The sequence below is a fragment of the Flavobacterium davisii genome, assembly GCF_019565505.1.
Classification (GTDB): Bacteria; Bacteroidota; Bacteroidia; order Flavobacteriales; family Flavobacteriaceae; genus Flavobacterium; species Flavobacterium davisii.
Genome location: NZ_CP067378.1, coordinates 966,864 through 992,581, shown reverse-complemented (window position 1 = coordinate 992,581; position 25,718 = coordinate 966,864). Strand labels below are relative to the sequence as shown.

General features: G+C 33.4%; 14 protein-coding genes and 1 pseudogene. 13 read left to right on the top strand and 2 right to left on the bottom strand.

The annotated features are described in order from the left end of the window. The first annotated feature begins 15 nt into the window (after nt 1–15). The 10 genes from JJC05_RS04935 (at nt 16) to JJC05_RS04890 (ending at nt 13,625) form a co-directional block, all read left to right on the top strand. Nucleotides 16–1,887 carry a fibronectin type III domain-containing protein gene (locus JJC05_RS04935; protein WP_235878433.1) on the top strand — a complete coding sequence of 624 codons (1,872 nt, stop codon included), beginning with the start codon at nt 16–18 and terminating at the stop codon, nt 1,885–1,887. Next, complete coding sequence (locus JJC05_RS04930; RefSeq protein WP_235878430.1) at nt 1,851–2,156, top strand: hypothetical protein; 306 nt, start codon at nt 1,851–1,853, stop codon at nt 2,154–2,156. Before JJC05_RS04935 ends, JJC05_RS04930 begins: the two co-directional genes overlap by 37 nt. Further along, nucleotides 2,108–5,575 (top strand): hypothetical protein, encoded by a 3,468-nt coding sequence (locus tag JJC05_RS04925; protein WP_235878428.1) that lies wholly within the window; start codon nt 2,108–2,110, stop codon nt 5,573–5,575. Before JJC05_RS04930 ends, JJC05_RS04925 begins: the two co-directional genes overlap by 49 nt. A gap of 137 nt (nt 5,576–5,712) precedes the next feature. Next, on the top strand, nt 5,713–6,180 hold the full coding sequence (locus JJC05_RS04920; RefSeq protein WP_235878426.1) for a hypothetical protein: 468 nt from the start codon (nt 5,713–5,715) through the stop codon (nt 6,178–6,180). Then, nucleotides 6,174–6,374 (top strand): hypothetical protein, encoded by a 201-nt coding sequence (locus JJC05_RS04915; RefSeq protein ID WP_235878424.1) that lies wholly within the window; start codon nt 6,174–6,176, stop codon nt 6,372–6,374. Before JJC05_RS04920 ends, JJC05_RS04915 begins: the two co-directional genes overlap by 7 nt. A 250-nt stretch (nt 6,375–6,624) precedes the next feature. Next, complete coding sequence (locus tag JJC05_RS04910) at nt 6,625–9,711, top strand: fibronectin type III domain-containing protein (RefSeq protein WP_235878423.1); 3,087 nt, start codon at nt 6,625–6,627, stop codon at nt 9,709–9,711. Nucleotides 9,712–10,168: 457 nt separating this feature from the next. Continuing rightward, nucleotides 10,169–11,329 carry a hypothetical protein gene (locus tag JJC05_RS04905; protein ID WP_235878421.1) on the top strand — a complete coding sequence of 387 codons (1,161 nt, stop codon included), beginning with the start codon at nt 10,169–10,171 and terminating at the stop codon, nt 11,327–11,329. Between the two features lie 360 nt (nt 11,330–11,689). After that, nucleotides 11,690–12,031 (top strand): hypothetical protein, encoded by a 342-nt coding sequence (locus JJC05_RS04900; RefSeq protein WP_127823686.1) that lies wholly within the window; start codon nt 11,690–11,692, stop codon nt 12,029–12,031. 269 nt (nt 12,032–12,300) lie between these two features. After that, nucleotides 12,301–13,470, top strand: coding sequence for an IS110 family RNA-guided transposase (locus JJC05_RS04895; RefSeq protein ID WP_235878419.1), 1,170 nt, complete (start codon nt 12,301–12,303; stop codon nt 13,468–13,470). 17 nt (nt 13,471–13,487) lie between these two features. Beyond that, entirely contained in the window at nt 13,488–13,625 is a 138-nt protein-coding gene (locus tag JJC05_RS04890; RefSeq protein ID WP_165764879.1) for a hypothetical protein, read from the top strand. A gap of 296 nt (nt 13,626–13,921) precedes the next feature. Here the strand turns inward: JJC05_RS04890 and JJC05_RS04885 are convergent, their stop codons facing one another. Further along, nucleotides 13,922–14,980 carry a 3-oxoacyl-ACP synthase III family protein gene (locus JJC05_RS04885; RefSeq protein ID WP_105196189.1) on the bottom strand — a complete coding sequence of 353 codons (1,059 nt, stop codon included), beginning with the start codon at nt 14,978–14,980 and terminating at the stop codon, nt 13,922–13,924. 756 nt (nt 14,981–15,736) lie between these two features. Between JJC05_RS04885 and JJC05_RS04880 the strand changes: the two genes are divergently transcribed. The 3 genes from JJC05_RS04880 to JJC05_RS04870 all read left to right on the top strand — a co-directional run bounded on the left by JJC05_RS04880 (nt 15,737) and on the right by JJC05_RS04870 (nt 20,266). Beyond that, complete coding sequence (locus JJC05_RS04880) at nt 15,737–17,878, top strand: type I restriction-modification system subunit M (RefSeq protein WP_235878417.1); 2,142 nt, start codon at nt 15,737–15,739, stop codon at nt 17,876–17,878. Next, entirely contained in the window at nt 17,838–19,412 is a 1,575-nt protein-coding gene (locus JJC05_RS04875; protein WP_235878415.1) for a restriction endonuclease subunit S, read from the top strand. Before JJC05_RS04880 ends, JJC05_RS04875 begins: the two co-directional genes overlap by 41 nt. 143 nt (nt 19,413–19,555) lie before the next feature. Next, entirely contained in the window at nt 19,556–20,266 is a 711-nt protein-coding gene (locus JJC05_RS04870; protein WP_309597420.1) for a DUF5655 domain-containing protein, read from the top strand. A 2,583-nt stretch (nt 20,267–22,849) separates the two neighbouring features. On the opposite strand, the pseudogene gcvP reads toward JJC05_RS04870, so the two are convergent. Continuing rightward, nucleotides 22,850–25,697: pseudogene (gene gcvP, locus JJC05_RS04865) on the bottom strand (aminomethyl-transferring glycine dehydrogenase). Nucleotides 25,698–25,718: the final 21 nt, after the last annotated feature.

The window sequence follows — 25,718 nt, the reverse complement described above, 5'->3', positions numbered from 1 at the left end:
AGTAAATATAAAAATATGGGGAAAATAGTTCAAAAAATTATCGCATCACTCCTACTTTTCACCTCATTGTTGGGTATGTCGCAGGTGTATCCGGTACAGATGACACCGGTGTTTCATGTGCCTTATAGCAGTCGATTGTCAGACTATGCTAACAGTATGGATGTTAGAATGCGCTTATTGGTTAATACCACTGATATTGGGATCAACAATCGTCAGGTGCGACTTAAAATGTATGTGCAAGGCAACGGGATTCAGGCGCAGAGTTCGGAGGTGGTGGTAGGCATGAACCCGATATATATAAATGGTGGTGAATTGCTAACGTTGACTAACCTAGAGTTGGCACCCTTATTCCGATTGGAAAACCTAGAAGGCATGAGTCCTTCGCAATATGCTAATGCGTTGCCCGAGGGCTTGTATACTGTTTGTTTTGAGTTATATGATTTTTTAACTAATCAGAAAATTTCGCAAAAAAGTTGTGCTCAACTGTATTTGATGCTCAACGATCCTCCGTTACTCAATACGCCTTCTAGAAATGAAAGTATTGCGGTAAGCGATTTTCCGAATATTTTATTTACTTGGACCCCTCGACAAATAAATGCTACCAATGTCTCGTATCAGTTTGAACTGAAAGAAATATTGGATCCTACCATAGACCCACAAATAGGTTTTTTAACCAGTCCCTTATTGTATGAAGAAGAACTGCGTAGTACAGCCTTGTTGTATGATGTGAGTAAACCCAACTTATTGCCGGGCAAACGCTATGCATGGCGGGTGCGTGCTATGTCAACCTCGGGATTGTCGCTTAATAATGTGTTTAAAAACGAGGGATATAGTGAGATTTACCATTTTACGTATGCCAGTCATTGTCCTGCTCCTACTTTTATATTAAGCGAGGCTGTAAGTGCCCGTAGTGTTCGCGTGAGTTGGTTAGGCGATAAAAGTCACACTAAATACCATGTGCAATACCGCAAGTCGAACGTAGCGGGAGCCGAATGGTTTGAGGTGTACACCATGAACACCCAGACCACACTTTCGGACTTAGAAGCCGGTGTGAACTATGAATTTCGTGTGGGAGGCAGTTGCGAGCCAGCCGTTTTGGGCAATACCGCCACGTTTACCTACTCGGGGATTAATCAGTTTAGCATGCCTGCTACAGGTACTGCTACTACGAGTTTTACCTGCGGATTGAATCCTACTATTGCTATAGCCAATCAAACCCCTATAACCAACCTTATCGTTTCAGAAACGTTTACTGCTGGAGATTTTCCTGTAAAAATATTGGAATTGACTGGTAATAATCCATACAATGGCAAAGGCTATATTATAGTTCCTTATCTTGCCGATACTAAAATTGCGGTTGCATTTAATAACATTACGGTTAATACCAATTACCAATTGATAAAAGGAGTGGTAGAAACCACGTATAATCCTGAAGCGCCTAATATTAGTGATGTAGAGGATTTAAGTGGTGGGAATAATGGACAAATTGTGACTCAAACCGTGCCGTTTGTAATTACCACGATTACCACCAACCCCAATGGCGATATTATTGTAGGCGGAGCCAATGGAGAACAAATAACCATACCTGGCGGGAGTAATACGGTGATTACAGGCGGAAACGGACAAATATATAATGTAGATAGTCAAGGTAACGCAACAGGACCATTTGTGCCAGCTCCGGGGGTGCTACTACTGCGCAAAATACTGATGGAGTCGCTTCAAATGGACAAGCATCTCAGTTTACTGCTCAAGGGGTTAGTGTGCGTTTTGAACCTATCAGTAGCACAAAATATGCTTGGGATACCGCTCCTACTACCGCCCCTAGTTATATTAAAGAGAAATATGCTAAAGTGGGTAGTGACTATCTGTCCTACAAGGCTGTTGTAAACGGTCAGCGTGATGTGCTAAAAGCTAAAATTGCCATTTCAGATCATAAAATAGTACAGGATAGTATTATTTTTAAAACACAGCATGGGGTACTGATAGATAAAGAAAAAACAGCTGATGGTTACCTACTTACATTAAAAGGGACTAAAACCTATGCCGAAGAAGAAGTTCAGGCGGTTATTAAACAAGGGGGAAATATAAGGTTGCAGGGGCTTTTAGATTGGTACATATTAGCGAAAAACCAATTAATGTTACCCTTATCCCCTTAAATTCGAGTAATAGTATTCCGAGTACAGCAATTTCGCAAATGCAGGACGTGTACACCAAGGCAGGTGTAACGCTTAACATTAAAACGGCATCAGTCTTGACTTATGATGGTGGTGGCGATAACAAAATAACCACTAGCGAAAGTGGCGTTTTTGATTATTATACCGATGAGGAAAAAAGCATAAACGCCAAAATAAAAGCGTTGCCTGATTATGATCCTAAAACGTATTACCTGATTTATTCTAACCTGCCAAGTGATAAAGGGATAGACGGTTTTATGGAGTTAGGCGGACAATTTGGTTACATTTTTACTCCCCCTTCGGGGGTTGGGGGGCTCAAAACAGCCTCTCACGAGTTGGCGCATGGGGTTTTTGCTTTACAGCATCCTTTTGCTAATGCCGCTGACAAGGGGAAAACCCCTTTCTTAATGGATTATGGCTCTGGTACGGAGTTAGGACATCTTGATTGGGCACAGATTAATAATCCTGCGCTGAAATATTATGGGTTTCAGGGGGATAGTCAGGGGGAGTTTTCTGGTTACCACTTAACACCTGATTGGAAACCATTTTCATTTTCAGGTTCTTCGACCTATGTAACAAATGGTATTCAACAACCCAACGGAGCCGTTTATGGTGTAAAATATAATACTAAAACATATAACGCAATAATTGAGAATGGAAGATATACCTACAAAAATGGAAACGAAGTTTTACCAGGATTCAATTTAGTAGATAATCTAAAAGATGATTCAATCATTACTTTATTCTGGAATCGAGGTGTATGTGGAAACCATGAAGAATACACTGCAAAATGGTCTTATCTAAAAGATAAAAAAGGATTTAATGTTGATGAGGTTACTGAAACTGGAAAAATTAATTTTATTGGAAGAGTTAAATGTGAATCTGATAGTAATAATTTATCAACTGTTCTTGATGAAGAAAGCTGTAAAAATATAGATATAGCTCAATTAAATGATAAAAAGAAAGAAATAATTAGTTTATACAATAATAATGATTTAATTCAATTAGTTACTAAAATTAATGAAAGTAATCTTTGTGTTATAAAAAAATTAAGTTTTGATCAAATTAAAAATATAATAGAAAAAATTGTTTCTCAAAACATAAATGAAATAAGAGAAATAGCTGTTTTAAAACTTATTAGAGGTGTAGAATTAAATTCCTATCCTCAATTCACAAATTTATTATTAGAAAATAATGAATACTTGCTTAGAAAGCTTATTGATGAGATGCATAACCATTCTGTATATTTTTGGGATGGCAATAATTTAACAGCTTTTAATGATTTAATTAATTCAATCGTATTAAATTCAAATGCTAGTTCCCAAAAATTATACTTACAATCATTAAAGAAAAATAATTATAATTTACTAAAATACATTTGGAGTGAAATTGATATTGAATCGAAAGCAAATTTCGTCTCGGCAATAAGTCTATTATTTAATAAAAGTGGAGAAGTACCAGATATTAATTATGCAAAAACTGAGTTTGATAATTTTTTAAATGTTTCTATTGTTAAACCAGAAGTTTTTCAAGGAACTGAACCAGTTAGGGATAATGTTTTTTGGTTATTTAAAGATAGATATTTTACAAGTTTAAAAACAAATTTCGATGTCTCGTCTTCATCATCAAATTTTAAAATAGAACTAGAATTATCTGAACTGTTAAATTATGAACCTACTAAATACGAATTTACTTGTGAACCATTTGATTGGATTGTGTTTAGAGCTCAAGAGGACATCCCAGCTTTCGGTTTGAAACAAAATGATCTAATAACAGTCCCAGCCATTTTTGCAGAGCTTTTCCAAGAAGTTGGTGATGTTACAGCACGTAAAAAATTACTTGCTAATGTACTAAGTGTTTTTGCAATCGGAAGAGCACCATCTATAATAGGAACAAGTGCATTTGCTATAACTGTAAACACTACTTTTCATGCAGTAAATATAGGAATGAATGTTTTTGAAGACACTGTTATAGAAAATTTTGGACAAGAATATTCAGAAACTTGGAAATCAATTTATGGATTGTATAATTTACTTTATTTATATGACGCTTATAGGGGATTTAGGAATGTTTTTGATTTTACTGTTACGAAGGTAAATAATGTAGTAAAAATTAAAAATCTAAAATTAGTATTAGATAATGCTCATATAAAGTTTAGAGAATTATCAACTGTAGATCAAGTAAAATTCATAGATAAATTTGATGATTTTTTAATCAATTTTAAAAAATGTACAACAGCTCCAGAATATAAAAAAACTTTGCAACTTCTTTTAGAGTTTAGAATAAATTGTGCAGCTTCAATTAAACCTACAGAATCTACTTTGACTTTGACTCTTAATGAAACTTTAGGAGTTGTTGTAAAAAATGGTAGTAATGTTTCTAATATTGGTTCGTTTACTGTGGTAAATGGGGTCTTAGCATTAAATGGTAATGTTAAATGGCTACCAAGTACTGCACAAGCAGTTGAAGTAGCTAAAATAAATGGGATTGCACATATAGAAAATAATTTAGCAAAACTAGACGACTTAGTACTAGTGAAAAATAACTTAGGAGAATATTTTTTAAAAATATTAAACTCGAATTTGACTAATACTTTTATAGCAAAAATAACTCCATATTCTAAAGTGTTGAGTAAATACAATGCCTTTAATTTAACAACTAAAACTAAATTTGAATCTGATTTTGGAAATGCTCCAGCTACAACTCTTGAAAAATTAAATGCTAATAATGGGGAGTTAGTTGATGTTTGGAATAGTGTTAAATATAGATTGGAGTCTAGAAAAGATATTAAGTTTCTTGAATCTTTAATTCCATCTAGATATGTTACTATGAAACATGTTCCCGGTGAATTAAGTATTGAGAATAAAACTTATGGTTATAAAATATTAGTGAAAGGATATCATAAAGAAATTGATGAAGTTATTTTAAATCCACCATTATATGGGAATGCTGGATTGCCAAATCCATCAAATAGTAATTCTCCAATTATTGTATCAATTGGTACAGCAACAAACCCAGCTACAAAAGGTAAATATAGAATTTCGGATATTAGAGATTATAGTAATGATAATATGCCATATACAGCTAAAATCGAAGTTGAAATACCTGAAAACTCAGGAAATTTTTTCCCGAAAAGTGGTGTTGATGGTAAAAATATTGATAATACTGGAAAATTAATTGGTGGTAGAAGTTCTATGTTCCCAAGAATATGGGATTTAGATAGAATTGCCGAAGAAACAGCATATGTTAGAAGTAAAATTGATTCAACTACCAATATAAATAGTGATAACACATATTCTAGATTGAATTTTGAAAATACTTTTGAGATAAAAATGTATCTGAATGGAGATTTAAATGATTATAAAATACGTATTAACTCTAGTTTTCCAAAAATTAATTAAAAAAATATGAATCCGAATATAAATTATAATTTAGGTTTTATTTTAGATAACAGAAATAAAATAATTCCGTACATTTTTTTAAAAAATATTATAAAGAAATAGAAATTTCTATAAACACTTTAAATGATCTAAATGAATTGATTAAATTTTATAAGTCTAATATTTCATATATAGAAGATATCACGAAAGTAATCAGCGGAGAGATTAATGAAATAGATAGTTTATATACAAATATGGTTGAATTTTGGATAAAGCAAAAAGAGACAAGAATAAGAAATTATTTATTTGAAGATGTTCCAGAAATTTTTATAACTACAGAAGAGTTTTTGAGTTTTTTTATAGAGCAAAAAGCATTTGTTGAAAGTTTTACAAAAAAATCTTTATTGGATTTAATAGAATGTGCATTAAACAAAATTAAATCTAATCCTCAATATGATGAAAATAATTATTATTATACGTGGGAGGATTATAAAGGACAAAATATATATATATGTTCATTAATTACTAAAACAAATCAAAGAGCGACAAAAGAGGAAGTTTTAAAAATGGATGTTAAAAAAGTTATTAGTGAGATTGAAATAGATAATGATTTTTTTGGTTGGTAAATTTCCTTGTTATAACAACAGTTCCAGTTATTGAAACACCAAAAGGTGTTGCATTAAACGATGGAACAAAGGCAGTAGATATAAGTCCTGCCACAGTTAGAGTGCCTAATAAAGACGGATGGATCCAAATTAAAGACCATGGAACATTGCCCTGCTACTTCCGCAACACTTTTAGAAAAAAGTGTTCCTTATAAGGAATGGTAGTGAAGGATAGAACGGAAGCAATATTGATGCTTAGAAAAAGAAAGCTAAGCTGTTTGTAAGTTAAAAAGTGTCTTCTTGCGTTGAGCGTTAGGGATAGTAGCGGCATCCTGCTGTCTTGAAAAGCAGCAGATACAGCGAATAGCCCGCCCTTGTTGCTTAGAAATCGTTGTCTTTAACAACAAACAGGTATGCAACAAGGGAACGCCCAAAACTGTATCTTTGAAAGCTGATTAGTCATTTATGCTAAAACGACTTGTTTTACTCGCATCACTCCTACTTTTCACCTCATTGTTGGGTATGTCGCAGGTGTATCCGGTACAGATGACACCGGTGTTTCATGTGCCTTATAGCAGTCGATTGTCAGACTATGCTAACAGTATGGATGTTAGAATGCGCTTATTGGTTAATACCACTGATATTGGGATCAACAATCGTCAGGTGCGACTTAAAATGTATGTGCAAGGCAATGGGATTCAGGCGCAGAGTTCGGAGGTGGTGGTAGGCATGAACCCGATATATATAAATGGTGGTGAATTGCTAACGTTGACTAACCTAGAGTTGGCACCCTTATTCCGATTGGAAAACCTAGAAGGCATGAGTCCTTCGCAATATGCTAATGCGTTGCCCGAGGGCTTGTATACTGTTTGTTTTGAGTTATATGATTTTTTAACTAATCAGAAAATTTCGCAAAAAAGTTGTGCGCAATTGTATTTGATGCTCAATGATCCTCCGTTACTCAATACGCCCTCTAGAAATGAAAGTATTGCGGTAAGCGATTTTCCGAATATTTTATTTACTTGGACCCCTCGACAAATAAATGCTACCAATGTCTCGTATCAGTTTGAACTGAAAGAAATATTGGATCCCACCATAGATCCACAAATAGGTTTTTTAACCAGTCCCTTATTGTATGAAGAGGAACTGCGTAGTACAGCCTTGTTGTATGATGTGAGTAAACCCAACTTATTGCCGGGCAAACGCTATGCATGGCGTGTGCGTGCTATGTCAACCTCGGGATTGTCGCTTAATAATGTGTTTAAAAACGAGGGATATAGTGAGATTTACCATTTTACGTATGCCAGTCATTGTCCTGCTCCTACCTTTATATTAAGTGAAGCCGTAAGTGCTCGTAGTGTTCGCGTGAGTTGGTTAGGCGATAAAAGTCACACTAAATACCATGTGCAATACCGCAAGTCGAACGTAGCGGGAGCCGAATGGTTTGAGGTGTACACTATGAACACCCAGACCACTCTTTCAGATTTAGAAGCTGGTGTGAGCTATGAATTTCGTGTGGGAGGCAGTTGCGAGCCAGTCGTTTTGGGCAATACCGCCACGTTTACCTATTCGGGGATTAACCAGTTTAGCATGCCTGCAGCGGGTACTGCTACCACGAGTTTTACCTGCGGATTGAATCCTACTATTGCTATAGCCAACCAAACCCCTATAACCAACCTTATCGTTTCAGAAACGTTTACAGCTGGAGATTTTCCTGTAAAAATATTGGAATTGACTGGTAATAATCCATACACTGGCAAAGGCTATATTATAGTACCTTATCTTGCCGATACTAAAATTGCGGTTGCGTTTAATAACATTACGGTTAATACCAATTACCAATTGATAAAAGGTGTGGTGGAAACCACGTATAATCCAGAGGCTCCGAATGTGGTGGTGGAGGATCCTTTGATTGTAGAGGTGTTTGGATCTGAATCAACTTCGACTGAAATTATAAATTCTGACACCAATAATTCATCTGGAACTAATAGTCAAATCACAGTTGGTCAGCAACAAGAAAACTCAACTGGAAATGAGCAATCTGATAATAATTCAGAAAATATAAATAATTCGAATAGTGATTCAAATGGTAATAATCCAGTGGTAGAGAATTCATCTACAGGAGTTAATACCAATGAAAGCCCAAAAACAGATAATTCAAAGAATAATGAGGATAAGAAGTATTCAATATTGTATAATAATAAGAAATACTCCAATGGAGAAGTGATTAAAATACCATACAATAGATCATCCATAACAGATGAAAAGTTTAAATTAATTGATTTTCCTAAAGAAGTTGATATTAATTATGAAATTAGTTATAAAAGTCAAAATGGGAATGCAAAAGATAAATATGAGGGGGCATTTGGAGAATATAAGAAAAAAATTCAATCAAAAGATCAAATTAGTGTTGATTTCAGTTTAGATAATACATTAAAATATAAAATGAAATCGACTGCTCAAACAGATACTGATCCATTTGTTCTTAATGATATAATTCTTATACCTAAAACTTTTAAATTAGATAAAATAAAAGTAATTGATTTAGAAAATTCTGATCGCTATGCAGTTAATGGTCAAACTTTATATTTTGTAAAAAATATAGGTGTAACGAATAGAAGAGCAAGATTTATCAGTGAAATTTCACCAAATTTAAATTCAGAGGAAATACCTTATGAGAGTATAGAATGGTGGTTAAATTACCAACTTTGGCGTGATGGATTTGGAAAAAATGATTTTACACAGAAAATTTTTAATGATAAGAATGTAACAGTAAAATGTAAAGCAGGCTATCCTGTATTGTATGGGAGTGAAGTAAAAGTTAGATGGGTTAATGGTGCAACTACGAGTGATAAATTTGCGTTTAATTTTGATAAAATTGACAAAGTTAAAGACTATATAGATAAATTAAAAAGATATATAAATGTACCAATATATACTAGCTTGACAAGTTACAATAATTCAAATGACCCATTAAGTTTTTTATTTTCAGTGGACTATTTGAATGAGAGAAAAAACAAAGAAAGTGAAAAAAATCGATTATATTATACGGAAATAAAAAATGAAGTAACATTAAATATTGGGGTTAAAGGTAAAATAGAAAAACCAGTACTCGGACTTGCAACTCCTGAATTAAAAACAAAGTTATGGGGTAAAGATATAGAATTGGCATTAGGGATCTATTGGTTTATAGAGGCAAATGCTGGAGGAAAGTTAGGTGTTACACGGGAAGCAGTAACATGGGTTGAATCTTCTAATGATACTAAAATAATATGGAAGTACTTAGATCCTTCTACTATAGAATTAGACACTGCAATTGGTTTAAATCCAAAAGCAGTTTTTAAAATCCCAAATTTTGAAGTAGAAATTTCTGGAAAATCTACTGCTAAGGTAGAATTATTAAAAGTTGATTTTAAGAATTCTCAAATTTCTTGTCCTTTAATAGATAATGGAATTGTTTTAAGTTGTGTTCCAGTAGCAGACATTTCATTGGGAGCACTATCATGGTCACACACATTTGATAAATATGAATATAATTTTAAACCTTGGTAATGAAACTTAATAAAACTTTAAAAATCTTGATCATTTTAAATGTTATTATTTCAGTAATAATTATTTTAGTTAAGATAGCTAGTAATTCTTTTATGCATCCATTTGATGATATTAAAGCAATTTCTGTTCCATCTAAATATTTAGTAGTAGACACCTTAAACGTCGATTCAGTTAGATATAATATTGATGAAGGGAAAACTACACCAGAGACATTTAAATTTTGCCTTTATTTAACATCCAAAAAGGGGGAGAAAAAGAAATTTTTTATTTTCAAAAAGATACCGTGTTAATTTATTTAATCAAAATAAAATTATTCTTTTAAGAAATAAAATTAATGATAATGTTTTTTTGGATGATTCAGGATACTTAAAATATATCTCTAGGAGCTGTTATTTTACACTCTATTTTTATTTTTCTTTATTGTTAATAGTATTAATTTTCATAATTCACAAATTATATGTTTTTAAAAAATAAATCTATATTACTTTGTCTAATTTTATTCTCAAATTTCATTACTGCTCAAGGAGTAATTGAATATGATGAAGAATATCCTGTAGATTTTCTTATCTATGATTCATCTAATAATATTTTAAAAAAGCCATTAAGTAGTCCTAAATCAATTATTTCTAGTCCTGAAGAATTGGTTCAATCTTACTTTTTTGCCACAGATAGTATTTCTTTGAAAAGTCTTTTTCTTGATAAAACTGAATATAAACCCAAAAAACAAAAACACTTTGATGCTACAAAAAAATTGAATTATGATTCTAATTTTATAACATTACTTCATAAATTTTCATATGAGTACGATGGTAATGAAATGTGTTATGTTAACTATATCTTTAAATATGAAAATATTGATTTTACTATGCCTACCAATTTGTCTTGTATTAAAAAAAACAATCAATGGTATATATACAGATTAGGAAATCAGATTAACATTAATGAAATTCTATGGATATTTAAGTCTTGTAAAATATTTCAATTAATTGATGGTACAAAATCAAATGATATGAAAACAGACAATTTAATTTCTATTACTAGAGGAAAGAAAAATATATTAGATGTTAATAAGCTATATTTTAAAACTAAACAATTCGATAATAATGACTCTGAATTCTTCACGATGGCAAAAGACAACACATGTTCTTATAATGGGAGGGGGCTTTTGAAAAATAAAACTATCATATCCTCTTTTCTTTGGAAGTCAATTAATATTGAAAAATTAGATAAATTAGAGAATGATGGAAAAAAGCAATTAATTACTTCTATAAAAACAAATTCAATTGATTCTATTTGTTTAGATTCAAGATTGACTATAAATTATAATCATAAGAACTACTCAATTCTAAAATATAAAGATTGCACAAAAAATATATTTCTTACAAAAACTAATACAAATGAATTACCTAATCCGATAACTGAGTTTTTTTATGCATTTGAGAAATTAAAAACAAAATTCATTTCTGATCTGTCTAATCAAATTTTGATAAATGATGATAAAAATTTCAAAAGCATATTTGAGAAAACAAGAGGGCAATTCAATGCTTTAAATACTTCTAAGTTGTATCAATTACTTAAAGAAGATAAAACTCTATTTAAAGGTTTTTTAGAAGAGTAGTATATTAAATAACTAGATTCCTAAAAAAGTATGAAAAAACACCTCATTATACTTTTCATTTTCCTGACCAGGAGGGAGTAATACGGTGATTATAGGCGGAAACGGACAAATATATAACGTAGATAGTCACGGTAACGCAACAGGGCCATTTGTGGCCCCCATATTTCAATAAGCTGTAAAATTTATTTTTTCTAATACGTAATCTGGGTTTAATGATCAATATTTCAAAAAAGAAAACCTATTGGGTCTGCTACATATCAAGAAATGAAGGCATTAAATATAGGTTAAGTTTTTGTAAATCTGTTTTTTGTGTGATTTGTTCTCCTAATTTTGTCTTATAAACAAATAGAAAAAGAAATCATGAAAAAATTAATCAATGTATTAGTAATTGTTTCGATTTTATTAAGTTCGGAATTAATAATGGCGAAATCAAGTAAAGTAGATGAAGATTTGCCAAGAGCGACAAAAGTGATAATAGAAGTAACAAAAAACGCATTAAAAGATATTGAAGTAGAAAAGGAAAGCACCGCTTATGTGCTTTTTACAGTGAATTCGGATAATGAATTAATCGTGTTAGATGTTAAGAATTCCGATAAAAACATACGACAAACCATAAAATTAGCTCTCAATTCAAAACCTGTAGCAGAAGCTGGTTTAATAGCAGGAAAAGTCTACAGTGTAATTATTAGATTAAAACAATAATACAAAAAAGGCAACCCAATTGATAATATCCTTAACCCAGATTTCAAGAAAGTATTGTTCTTTGACAAATGAGAGCTAACTTGTACTTGCGAGCGAAGCCTATGTATAAAATGGTGAATTTATCCCCTCCCAGATTTTGGCTGAAATGTAAAAAGGCTTCCATTTGGAAGCCCTTTGAGACAATCAATGATGAAACACCATGTTATCTCGTATAGAATAATTTAAGCAAAGATATTACATTTCCTCGCATTTTAATAAAAAGATATTTTATGAAAAGTTTCGAAAAAATGCAAATTGTAAATCCCAATGCTGCAGGAATTGATGTTGGGTCACGTTCTCATTTTGTAGCCATAGGACAGGATGAAAATCAAATCAGAGAATTTAATGTTTATCAATCAGGATTATGCGCTTTGGTAGCTTATCTTCAAGAGAACAAGATTCGTAGTGTTGCTTTGGAGTCCACAGGGAGTTATTGGCAATCTTTGTTTATGATCTTGCAGGGAAATGGTTTTGAAGTTCTTTTGGTTCAAGGGACTCAAACAAAAAACCTCAAAGCAAAGACAGATGTGAAAGATGCACAATGGATACAGAAACTTCATTCTTTAGGGTTATTACGAGGTTCTTTTTTGCCCTCTGAAACCACTTTGCAGATAAGAACACTTCATAGACATCGTTCTAGTTTGATTGAACAAAGTTCAGGCTTTGTAAACAAAATGCAAAAAGCATTACGTTTAATGAACTTCAGACTCGACGTTGTGATAAGTGACATCACAGGAGTTTCTGGAATAAGAGTAATTGAGATGATACTATCAGGTGAAACTTCAGGTGAAAAATTAGCCGAATATTGCGACAAACGAGTTAAAAAAAGCAAAGAAGAAATAGCCGACGCTTTACAAGGTAAAATAAACAATGAATACCTACATGAGCTTTCCGATTGTTATGATATTTACAGACTTATTCAAGATAAAATAAAAAACACCGATACTCGTATTGATCAAGTGCTGAAAAATCAAACCAGAGAAATTGTTTTATCAGAAGATATCGAATTGGTAAAGAAACAGAATAAAGGGAAAAACCAACCCAAATTTGATGTACAGAAATATAGTTTAAAACTTTTTGGAGTAGATCTCTTTGCTATAGAATCAGTTTGCTCAGGAACCGTTACTAGTTTTTTAGCCGAAATAGGCACCGATATATATAAATTCAAGACCTCCAAGCAATTTGTGAATTGGCTCAGGTTAGCTCCAAATAATAAAATTAGTGGAGGTAAGGTTTTGAGTAGCAGAACTCCAAAAGGGAAAAATAAATTTGCATTGACATTAAGAAATGCGGCAAATACAATTGAAAGAAAAAAAGAAGGTTACCTCGTTATGTTCTTTAAAAGGATTTCTTTTAAAAAGGAAGAGGTGCTGCAATTACAGCAACAGCAAGAAAAATAGCAGTTATAATTTGGAATATGATAGTCAAAAAACAACATTATATACCAATAAATACAGACGAATATATTCAAGAAATGAAGAATAAAAAAACGATACAAATTAAAAAAATGATTAAAAAATACGGAATCGAAACTACTTCTTTATCAATTCCTTAAATTAAGTTAGATAGAATTCCGCATTAGACTTCGTTGTAAAACAAAAAAAATCAATAAATTCAAGTGCTCACGAAAAATTTTAGAAGATGAAATAGCCCATTATCTTGATCAATAAAATTAGAGTACATGCCTGAATTAGAAGAAAAATAAAGTGGAATAGATTTACTTCGTCTATTCGCTACGCTCGGGTCTAATGCGAATTAGGGTTTAAATGACTACAAAAAAAAGTATTTTTTAGAAGCCAAGCTTTTTTATTCGGAATAAAATTTTAGCGGATAATCCAAGCCCAAAATGAATTAATACTTATATACGATAGCATTAATGTTCATTCCAGCGCCTACCGATGCAAAAATAATGACATCACCCTTATTAATCTCTTGATTTTTGATTGCTCCTTTAATAATTAGATTAAATAGGGTAGGGACAGTTGCGACGCTAGAATTACCTAATTTATGAATACTCATAGGCATAATGTCTACCGGAGGCGTTTGTTTGTATAATTTATAAAAACGATGAATGATCGCTTCATCCATTTTTTCATTAGCTTGATGAATTAATATTTTCTTTACCTCATTAATAGCTAGACCACTTTTATCCAAACATTCTTTCATGGCCTTTGGCACATTGTTTAAGGCAAATTCATAAATTTTTCGTCCGTGCATTTTAATGTAACGAACATTCGGATCGTGCTCTTTATTAAAAGAATTGCCAAAAAATAAATAATACGCCTCATCGTAAGTAAAGCTTGCCGATTCATGCGCTAAAATACCCCCCTCATCTTTTGATGATTCAATAATGGTAGCACCAGCACCATCCGAATAAATCATGCTATCCCGATCATGTAAATCAACAACGCGCGATAAAGTTTCAGCCCCAATAACCAAACATTTTTTGGCCATTCCTGCTTGAATAAATGCTTTTGCTTGAATGACACCTTCTATCCAGCCAGGACAACCAAAAAGCATGTCATAAGCTACACATTTAGGATTTTTAATACGTAAATTATGTTTTACACGAGTTGCCAAACTAGGCAAAATATCAGTTTGTATTGCACCCTCTTTTACATTGCCAAAATTATGAGCAAATATAATATAATCCAACGTCTCGGGATCTATAGTAGCATCTTCTATAGCCCGTTTAGCCGCTATGGTGCCAATGTCAGAAGTTAATAAATTATTTGTAACGTACCTGCGTTCTTCAATTCCAGTAATGTCATGAAATTTTTCTGCAATGGTTTCGTTAGGTAGAGGAAAAGGCGTGCCATCGTCATTTAAAAAAACATGTTTAGCAAAATCCAGATTGCTTACAATTTCAGTAGGGATATAGCTTCCTGTACCAGTTATCTTAATATTCATTTTGTATTGGGTTTTGAAAACGACTAATTTAGCGAAACAAATCGTTCAATACGAGGTAAATTTTACTTATATCCTCTTTTTGTAAAGTATGTAAATAAATAGCTTTTAAATTATGTTTTTGTATGAATAGTTTAAATAAATCCTTTTATTTAAAAATAGCATCTAATAAATTAACAAAATGAGAGAGCCAGTTTTTTGAAAAATGGAGATATCATAAAGCCTCTTTTTAAAAAATAAAAGAAAAAAAGAAGTAGCCAAAAAAAACAAGTAATTTTTAAAATTTGAAACAAGACCCCAAGCGGTCCCATAACCATTAAAAAATGATTTTTTGAGGAAGATCACCGAATAAATTTTTATAGTAAATAAATCACCCTTCACCCTTCACCATTGCCTATTGCCTATTGCCTATTGCCTATTGCCTCTTCACTCTTCACCTTTCACTCTTGCCTCTTGCCTATTGCCTATTGCCTATTGCCTATTGCCTCTCCACTCTTCACCCTTCACTCTTCACCATTGCCTTCTCCCTAAAAAGAATTAAACCCAACGCGAATTAACAAAAAACTCACCGAAGTAGCTGCTTTTATAACAGGAGTTAAAGCGCACAAAGCGACCTCACCATAGGCAAATGAGCGAGTCAGCAATGGCACTCTTTTTTGTATCCAAATACAATAAGATACTAAAAACTATCATGCGGTAATTGTAATAGTAGTTTTTTATAGTTAGTTTTGAAAAAAAATACCGTCTACACCTTAAATAATGAAACTAACTGATATACTTAAAGATACCAATTACAAACTAACCCAATTTTCACAAGATAAAATTTCAAAACTAGAAAATTCAATCTATCTCGAAAAAGACAAAAAAGGAACTGCCATTCCCTATATTGATTGTTTGGTTAGAAACAAAAAAATAAAATTAACCCCCGAGGAAGTAGTTAGACAATTGTATCTTTTGGTTTTAAATCAAGATTACGACTATCCGTTTGAAAGAATGGAACTAGAATACGCCGTTAGTTTTGGTCGTGAAAAAAAGAGAGCCGATATCGTTATTTTTGATAAGCAAAACTCAACGTCCATATACATAATGGTTGAACTCAAAAAACCAAAACTCAAAGACGGTAAAGAACAACTAAAATCCTACTGTAATGCTACAGGTGCCCCTATAGGAATTTGGAGCAATGGCGATAGTATATCATTTTATAACAGAAGAGACCCCAATTATTTTAAAGACATCCCTGAAATTCCCAACGCATCCCAAAAATTAACCGATGTATTAACCGAACGATGGACGATTGACGACTTAATTGAAAAAGACAAATTAGTAAACGAGCGTAAATCATTAAAAGATTTAATTCTGGAAATGGAGGACGAAGTACTAGCAAATGCCGGAGTAGATGTTTTTGAAGAACTCTTTCAATTAATTTTCACCAAGTTATACGACGAGTTAGAAAGTACCCGAAATAAAACCAGAACACTAGAATTTAGAAATTACGGAGAAACCGAAACCGAACTCAAAAATAAAATTCAAACCTTGTTTGAAAAAGCAAAAGCAAAATGGGAAGGTGTTTTTTCTGAAAGCTCTAAAATTAGTTTAACCCCCTCACATTTGGCTATTTGTGTCTCTTCATTAGAAAGCATCAAATTGTTTAATTCCAACTTAGATGTCGTTGATGAAGCCTTTGAATATTTAATAAACAAAAGTAGTAAAGGCGAAAAAGGCCAGTATTTTACACCCCGATATGTCATTGATATGTGTGTAAAAATGCTAGACCCCAAGGCAGAAGAAACCGTTATAGATACCGCTGCGGGTAGTTGTGGTTTTCCTGTACACGCCATTTTTCACGTATGGGAAAAACAACTCAAAGAACGAGGACTCAATAAAAGTCATTTATTTACAGCCGAAGAAAAACTACCCGAACAAAAAGATTATGTTCGAAACAACGTATTTGCAATTGACTTTGACGAAAAAGCCGTTCGCGTTTCGAGAACCTTAAACCTAATTGCGGGCGATGGACAAACCAATGTTTTGCACCTAAACACGCTAGATTTTGAACGTTGGGACGATTATTACAATGATAAAAATTGGGATGAAGTATATGGCAATGGTTGGAAAAATTTAAGAAAACTATTAAAAGACAATAAAGTAAAAACCGAAACTTTTGAAGAAGAAAAAAACGGCAAAATATATGTAAAAGAAAAACAAGTATACAACTGCCACGATTTTCAGTTTGATGTCTTGATGGCCAACCCACCCTTTGCCGGCGATATAAAAGAAACTCGTATCATATCTAAATACGAATTAGGCAAAAAACCCACAGGGAAATATCAAAATGCCGTAGGTAGAGACATTTTATTTATTGAAAGAAACCTAGACTTCCTTAAGCCGGGCGGACGAATGGCCGTCGTATTACCACAAGGGCGTTTTAATAACAGTAGCGACAAACACATACGTGATTTTATAGCCGAACGATGCCGAATTTTAGCCGTAGTAGGCTTGCACGGCAACGTGTTTAAACCCCATACAGGCACCAAAACCTCCGTATTGTTTATACAAAAATGGGACGATACCTTATGCCCAAAAGTAGAAGATTACCCTATTTTTTTTGCTACCATGCAAGAACCCAGTAAGGACAACAGTGGCGAAAAAATATTTGTAAAGAAAAAAGATTTCCCTAATACAAAAACAAGTAACAATACAACAGTTAATGAAGTAGCCGAACCTGTTGATCATTACAATGAATTACCACAAAATCTAGAAGAATTTTTATTAGACTCACACGGGCACCTAATAGTTAAACACGATTTATTTAACCACGACGAACTAACCCAAGACGGTATAGCCGAAGCTTTTATAGAATTTGCTAAAAAGAGAAACTGTCTTTTGTGGGAAAGTAGCTAGCCGTTTCAACGAAACCAGATATTTGGAGTTGTTGAAACGGCTGGAGGTTAGTGAAGTAATGCTTTCAAAAATTGATTTAGGAGATAGATTCGATGCTGAATTTTTTGAAAAAGATGATTTAAATGTAGAGAAAAGATTAAAAGAATTAAAATCAAAAGAATTAAGGAATTATGGGAAATTTGTAGCAAGCGCATTTTATCCAGCTGCAACTCAATTATATGAAATTGGAGACACTCCTTTCATTAGATGTCTTGATTGTGTCAAATTCCCAATTGTTACAAAAGAACAAGATAAAACATTTGAAAAAATACCGTTAGAATTTGTTGAAAAACAAAGTGGTGTAAAAATTTTGCTTAAAGGAGATATAGTGATTACAAAAGTTGGAACTCCTAGTTATGCAAGTATAGTATACGAACACGAAATGGTAGCATTATCACGAACTGTTTTAGGAATTCAAAATATAAAAAAAATTAACAAATATTATTTATTAGCTTTTTTAAGATCAAAATATGGTTTTAGTCAATTACAAAGACATAGAGAATTGACAATACAGTATCAATTGACATTAGAAAGAACTAAAAAGACATTAATTTACGAAGCAAGCCAACTTCTTCAAATAAATATCGAAAAATTAATACATAAATTCATTGACGGATTAAATAAATCAAAAAATCTTTATACCAAAGCCGAAACCCTATTACTCCAAGAGATTGGTTTTAATGAAGACCTACTGCCTTCTAAGCAGGAGGTCACAGGTTCGAGTCCTGATTGGATCACAACCTCTGCCGTAGCGAAGACGGGAATCGAACCCAATGTAAATGTGAAATCTTTTAAGGAAAGTTTTGGCATTACAGGCAGGTTAGATGCCGAGTATTACCAAAAGAAGTATGAAGCAGTAGTTGAGAAAATAAAATCTCAAAAATACGATATTTTACAGAATATAGTTAAAATTAATAAATCTATTGAACCAGGCTCAAATTATTATTCAGATGATGCTGCAGATCTGCCTTTCATCCGAGTTTCTGATTATAATAAGTTTGGGTTGTCTGAACCTAATAAAAAATTAACGTCAACTTTTGTAAATGAAATTCAAGACAAAATAGATGAGTTAAAACCTAAAAAAGGAACTATTTTATTTTCTAAAGATGGGAGCGTTGGAACCGCTTATCATTTAAGAGAAAATTTGGAAGGAGTCACTTCTAGTGCAATTCTGCATTTAAAAGTAAAGGATGAGAAACAAGTAATTCCTGAATATTTGACTTTGGTTTTAAATTCTAAGTTAGTACAAATGCAAGCCGAACGTGATGCTGGTGGTTCAATCATTCTACATTGGCGAGTTGGAGAAATTCAAAAGGTGGTAGTTCCTATAATTGATTACACCAAACAACAAGAAATAGCACAATTAATTGAAGAAAGTTTTTCACTCAAAAAACAAAGTGAGCAACTACTAGAAATAGCAAAAAAAGCCGTAGAAATAGCCATTGAAGAAAATGAAGAGGTAGCGATGGCGTTTATCAATACCAATACAATTTAAACCAATGCAAGAAGCAATCATGCCACATAAAGGCTTTCTGTCTTGCAATGACTAAACACACAGTCATGCGAGAAGGCAAGACAAAGTAATGACACTATTGCTACGTAACAACAAAGGAATCTAAATAAAAAAACAAATAAAAAATGAATCTTTACAACCTTAATAAAACCAAACTAGCCCAACTAAAAGAAAACCCTTTTAAATTAGAACGAGATATTCAACATCTTTTTGAAGAAAACCTAACCTTACTAACAGGTTTAGAGTTTGTAAAAAGCGAATTTACTATAAAAGGCAAACGGATTGATACCCTAGCTTACGACCCACAAGCAGAATCATTTATCATTATCGAATACAAACGCGATAAAAATGCAAGCGTAGTCGATCAAGGCTTTACCTATTTAAGCTTGATGCTCGAAAACAAAGCAGATTTTGTACTGACCTATAATGAAACGTTAAACAAAAACTTACATAGTAGCAAAGTAGAATGGTCACAAACACGCGTAGTTTTTGTATCGCCCAGTTTTACCGAAAATCAACGATTGGCCACAAATTTTAAAGACATAGCAATCGAGTTATGGGAAATAAAACGTTTTCAGAACGATATTATCAGCATTAACCCTATTAAAAAAACAAGATCAGCCGAAAGCATCAAACCTGTTACCCAACAAAACGAAAAAATAAAATCCGTTACAGCCGAAATTAAAGTGTATACCGAAGAAGACCATTTGAGCAATGCTTCAGATGAGGTTATAGAATTATATGAAACCTATAAAAACGCCATCTTAAACCTTGCCGATGAAATAGAAGTGGCTCCCAAAAAACTATATATCGCCTTTAAAAAGATAAAAACATAACCGATGTAGTTGTTCTTAAAAAGGATTGAAGTTTTTTATCAATCTTAAAAAGGACAATTAGAAGATGCAAAAGGATTAGCAAAAGATGTTTCAGAAACAGGCCATTGGGGCAATGGTGATTATGAATTAACCGTTACCGACACTTCCGACTTAGAGTATATAATGAGTTTAATAAAACAAGTAATTTAAAGCTAGATTCCGTATTAGACTTTGTTATGAAACAAAAAAATCGAATAAAATCAAGTATTCACAGAGAATTTTAGAAAATGAAATAGTCAACTATTTTAAAAAGTAAAATGGGAGTACGTGCTTGAATTGGAAGGAAAATAAAATAAAAATTTAGTACAAATAAAGAAGAACCTTATATCTAATAAAAGGTTCTTTTTTATGGCATTAGGGCAGGAGTAAAAGTGGACAATCTTATCATTTACAAAATAGGAGCGAAATCATACCATGTAAACTTAGAATTTTCTTTTTAACCCAGATTCCGCATTAGACTTCGTTGTGAAACAAAAATTTCAATAAATTCAAGTGCTCACGGAAAATTTTAGAAGAAGAAATAGTCAACTATTTTGATGATTAAAAATGGAGTACCTGCTTGAATTGGAAGAAAAATAAAGTAGAATAGATTTACTTCGTCTATTCGCTACGTTCGGGTCTAATGCGTAATCTGGGTTTAAAAATAGTATCTCTACAAAAACAACAAAAATGAGTGTTCGTTCTCGATGCGCTTCGCACTCAATGTCATTAAGTTAAGCCTCTCGTTTCATCCCGACGCAAGGAGAAATCACATAAAGTAAACAACACAGCAGGCTCAAAAATTGAATTAGATAATGCGACTCCTCCTTGCGTCGGAGTGACAAACAGAAGGGTGATTTATTCAAGAAAATTTTCATAATCTTGTCATTTCGACATAAGGAGAAATCACATAAAGTAAACAACACAGCACGCTCAAAAAATGAATTAGATTATGCGACTCCTCCTTTCGTCGGAGTGACAAACAGAACGGTGATTTATTCAATAAAATTTTCATAATCTTGTCATTTCGACATAAGGAGAAATCACATAAAGTAAACAACACAGCAGGCTCAAAAATTGAATTAGATTAAGCGACTCCTCCTTGCGTCGGAGTGATAAACAGAAGGGTGATTTATTCAAGAAAATTTTCATAATCTTGTCATTTCGACATAAGGAGAAATCACATAAAGTAAACAACACAGCACGCTCAAAAATTGAATTAGATTAAGCGACTCCTCCTTGCGTCGGAGTGACAAACAGAAGGGTGATTTATTCAAGAAAATTTTCATAATCTTGTCATTTCGACATAAGGAGAAATCACATAAAGTAAACAACACAGCACGCTCAAAAATTGAATTAGATTATGCGACTCCTCCTTTCGTCGGAGTGACAAACAGAACGGTGATTTATTCAAGAAAATTTTTATAATCTTGTCATTTCGACATAAGGAGAAATCACATAAAGTAAATAACACAGCACGCTCAAAAATTGAATTAGATTAAGCGACTCCTCCTTGCGTCGGAGTGACAAACAGAACGGTGATTTATTCAAGAAAATTTTCATAATCTTGTCATTTCGACGTAAGGAGAAATCACATAAAGTAAACAACACAGCACGCTCAAAAATTGAATTAGATTAAGCGACTCCTCCTTGCGTCGGAGTGACAAACAGAAGGGTGATTTATTCAAGAAAATTTTCATAATCTTGTCATTTCGACATAAGGAGAAATCACATAAAGTAAACAACACAGCACGCTCAAAAATTGAATTAGATAATGCGACTCCTCCTTGCGTCGGAGTGACAAACAGAACGGTGATTTATTCAAGAAAATTTTCATAATCTTGTCATTTCGACATAAGGAGAAATCACATAATTTCTTTAAAATCATCAATATAAAAAAGTGATTTTTGAATTAAATTTCCTTAACTTAACGACATTGGCTTCGCGCTCAAACTAGCGGTGATTTCAATTATAGACTCAACCGTCTGTTCGAGTTCTTTTTAAAATGAAAAAAACGTATCGAGAACATTACTTTTTATTTAAGTTTAAATGGTATCATATACTAATAATGAAACGTTTCCCTTGGGGCAAAGAGCCAAATGACGACTAGATTACGGCTTTTGCTCCCTATCCACAAAAAAATCCTTCCTTTTTTTGTCTTTTCATCTCGCCCATGAAGTTTAACCCAAATTATGCGGTAGAAATTTATTCCAAACAAAGAAGAACTCTAAATCTAAAAAACGTACTTTTTTATTAAATTAGGGCTGTCTTAAAAGTTCACAATTTTGTCATTTATTACCCCTTTACTATTGCCTCTTCACTATTACCTATAGCCTATAGCCTATAGCCTCTTGACTATTACCTCTTCACTATTGCCTCTTCACTATTGCCTATTGCCTATTGCCTATAGCCTCTTGCCTAATCTGTATGTTTTTTAATCTCTAACACGTAATCAGGGTTTAAAAGAAAAATTTTTATAAAATAACACAAATAAAAAATGTCCCACATATTATGTAGGACATTTTTGTTTATATCGGTTAAACGATTTTTAGCAAGTTCAGCAAACTAACTTTCCATATACGCCTCAATAGGCGCACAAGAACACACCAAGTTTCTGTCGCCATACGCATCATCTACACGACGAACAGAAGGCCAGAATTTATTATCTGCAATGTATTCTAGCGGATAAGCCGCTTTTTCTCTAGAGTAAGGCAATTCCCAAGTATCAGCCGTTAACATAGCCAATGTATGCGGGGCGTTTTTCAATGGGTTGTTAGAATCTTCTGCCGTAGCTTCAGCAATTTCTTTTCGGATTGCGATTAAAGCATCACAAAAACGATCCAATTCTGCTAAATCTTCCGATTCGGTTGGTTCGACCATCAAAGTACCCGCCACCGGAAAAGATACAGTAGGCGCGTGAAAACCATAATCCATCAAACGTTTAGCTATATCACCTACTTCAATACCTTGTTGTTTGAAAGCGCGACAATCTAAAATCATTTCGTGTGCAGCACGTCCCATTTCCCCAGAGTATAATACTGGGTAATGTTCTTCTAAGCGTGCTTTCATATAGTTCGCATTTAAGATAGCGTGTTGCGTAGCCTCTTTTAAGCCTTCTGCACCTAACATCGTGATGTAACCGTAAGAGATTAAACATACTAAAGCCGAACCATAAGGCGCAGCCGATATAGCCGAAATAGCATGTTTACCACCAGTAGCTACCACAGGATTAGTAGGTAAAAAGTCAACTAATTTTTCGTTAACACAAATTGGCCCTACACGGGACCACCGCCACCGTGAGGGATAGCAAATGTTTTGTGTAAGTTTAAGTGACATACATCCGCCCCAATAGTAGCAGGGTTTGTTAAGCCTACTTGCGCATTCATATTGGCACCATCCATATATACTAATCCGCCGTTTTCGTGAATTAGGTTTGTGATTTCAATAATCGTTGATTCATAAACCCCGTGTGTCGAAGGATACGTAACCATCAAACACGACAAATTAGCAGCGTGTTCAATTGCCCTAGCTCTTAAATCCTCCACATCAATGTTACCTTCAGGTGTGGTTTTTGTTACAATAATTTTCATACCCGCCATAGCAGCAGATGCTGGGTTCGTACCGTGAGCAGAAGAAGGAATTAAACACACATTTCTGTGTCCTTCGCCACGTGATTCATGATACGCACGAATAGCCATTAATCCAGCATATTCTCCTTGAGCACCAGAGTTAGGTTGTAAAGAAGTTCCTTTGAAACCAGTAATCACATTCAGTTGCTCTTCAAGTTTTTTAAGCATAGTTAAATACCCTTGAACTTGGTCGGCAGGGGCAAATGGGTGAATGTTATTCCAGTTGCTTTGGCTTAATGGTAACATTTCAGCAGCAGCATTCAATTTCATCGTACAAGAACCTAACGAAATCATAGAATGATTTAACGATAAATCTTTGCGCTCTAATTTTTTGATATAACGCATCAACTGACTTTCAGAGTGATGATTGTTAAATACATCGTGCTCTAAGAAAGTAGACGTTCTAATTAAGTTAGCAGGAATATGAGTTTCAGTAGCTAATTCCGTAATATGTATAGCTGATTTTCCAGCCGCTTCTGCAAAAATGGCAATAATGGTGTTAATATCAGCAATAGACGTTGTTTCGTTAAAAGAAACACTTACACAATCTTTATTCGGATAAAAGAAATTGAATTCGTTTCTCTCTGCAATCTCTTTTACCTTCTCGGCATCTGCTTTTACCAAAAGCGTATCAAAGAAAGAAGAATTTACTTGATTAATATCCAAAGAAGCCAATGCTTTAGCAGTCGTTACTGCCGAAGCGTGCACTTTGTTCGCAATATATTGCAACCCTTTAGGACCGTGGTAAACCGCATACATACCTGCCATAACAGCAAGTAGTACTTGAGCTGTACAGATATTTGAAGTAGCTTTTTCACGTTTAATATGTTGCTCACGAGTACCCAATGCCATACGAAGGGCACGGTTTCCGTTTACATCTATAGATACACCAATAATTCTACCCGGCATAGAGCGTTTGTATTCCTCTTTTGTAGCAAAAAATCCAGCGTGAGGACCACCATACCCCATAGGGATTCCAAAACGTTGTGTCGTACCCACTACCACAGAAGCCCCTAACTCACTCGGAGAAGTTAGTTTGGCTAACGATAAAATATCAGCAGAAACAGCTACCTTAATTTCATTTTCAGTAGCTTTAGCTATAAATTGTGAATAGTCGTATACCTGACCATACTGACCGGGTATTGTACGATTGCTCCAAAAAAGTCAGAAGAAAAAGTAAAAGTGTCATGATTACCAACCACTAGTTCTATACCTATAGGGGTGGCCCTAGTTTGTAATATAGATAAAGTTTGAGGTAATATTTCTTCAGAAACGAAGAATTTGTTTGAATTATTTTTCTTTTGATCACGTGTGCGAACGTCAAAAAGTAACGCCATTGCTTCAGCCGCAGCTGTACCTTCATCTAATAAAGAAGCATTGGCAATTTCCATTCCAGTCAATTCGATGACCATAGTTTGGAAATTCAATAAAGCTTCTAATCTACCTTGAGCAATTTCGGCCTGATAAGGTGTATAAGCAGTGTACCATCCGGGGTTTTCAAAAATGTTTCGTTGGATAACAGGAGGAACGATTGCGGGGTGATAGCCCATGCCAATGTATGATTTGAAAACTTTATTTTTAGCACCTAACTGTGTTATATGAGTCAAGTACTCATATTCCGTCATTGCGGGGTCAAGCTTTATGTCTTCTTTTAAACGAATTCCATCTGGAAAAGTTTCGTACAATAATTGGTCAATATTTTTTGCACCAATCGTTTTAAACATGTGTGAAAGGTCTTCTTCTCTTGGACCAATGTGTCTTAAAGCAAATGTATCTGTTCTCATTCAATCAAAAAATAATGTGTT

Bases quoted from the DNA above. Each gene is read 5' to 3' on its own strand.
- JJC05_RS04880 (WP_235878417.1), top strand. From the start codon at position 15,737: ATGAAACTAACTGATATACTTAAAGATACCAATTACAAACTAACCCAA.
- JJC05_RS04910 (WP_235878423.1), top strand. From the start codon at position 6,625: ATGCTAAAACGACTTGTTTTACTCGCATCACTCCTACTTTTCACCTCA.
- JJC05_RS04895 (WP_235878419.1), top strand. From the start codon at position 12,301: ATGAAAAGTTTCGAAAAAATGCAAATTGTAAATCCCAATGCTGCAGGA.
- JJC05_RS04885 (WP_105196189.1), bottom strand. From the start codon at position 14,980: ATGAATATTAAGATAACTGGTACAGGAAGCTATATCCCTACTGAAATT.
- JJC05_RS04935 (WP_235878433.1), top strand. From the start codon at position 16: ATGGGGAAAATAGTTCAAAAAATTATCGCATCACTCCTACTTTTCACC.
- JJC05_RS04905 (WP_235878421.1), top strand. From the start codon at position 10,169: ATGTTTTTAAAAAATAAATCTATATTACTTTGTCTAATTTTATTCTCA.
- JJC05_RS04870 (WP_309597420.1), top strand. From the start codon at position 19,556: ATGAATCTTTACAACCTTAATAAAACCAAACTAGCCCAACTAAAAGAA.
- JJC05_RS04890 (WP_165764879.1), top strand. From the start codon at position 13,488: ATGATAGTCAAAAAACAACATTATATACCAATAAATACAGACGAATAT.
- JJC05_RS04900 (WP_127823686.1), top strand. From the start codon at position 11,690: ATGAAAAAATTAATCAATGTATTAGTAATTGTTTCGATTTTATTAAGT.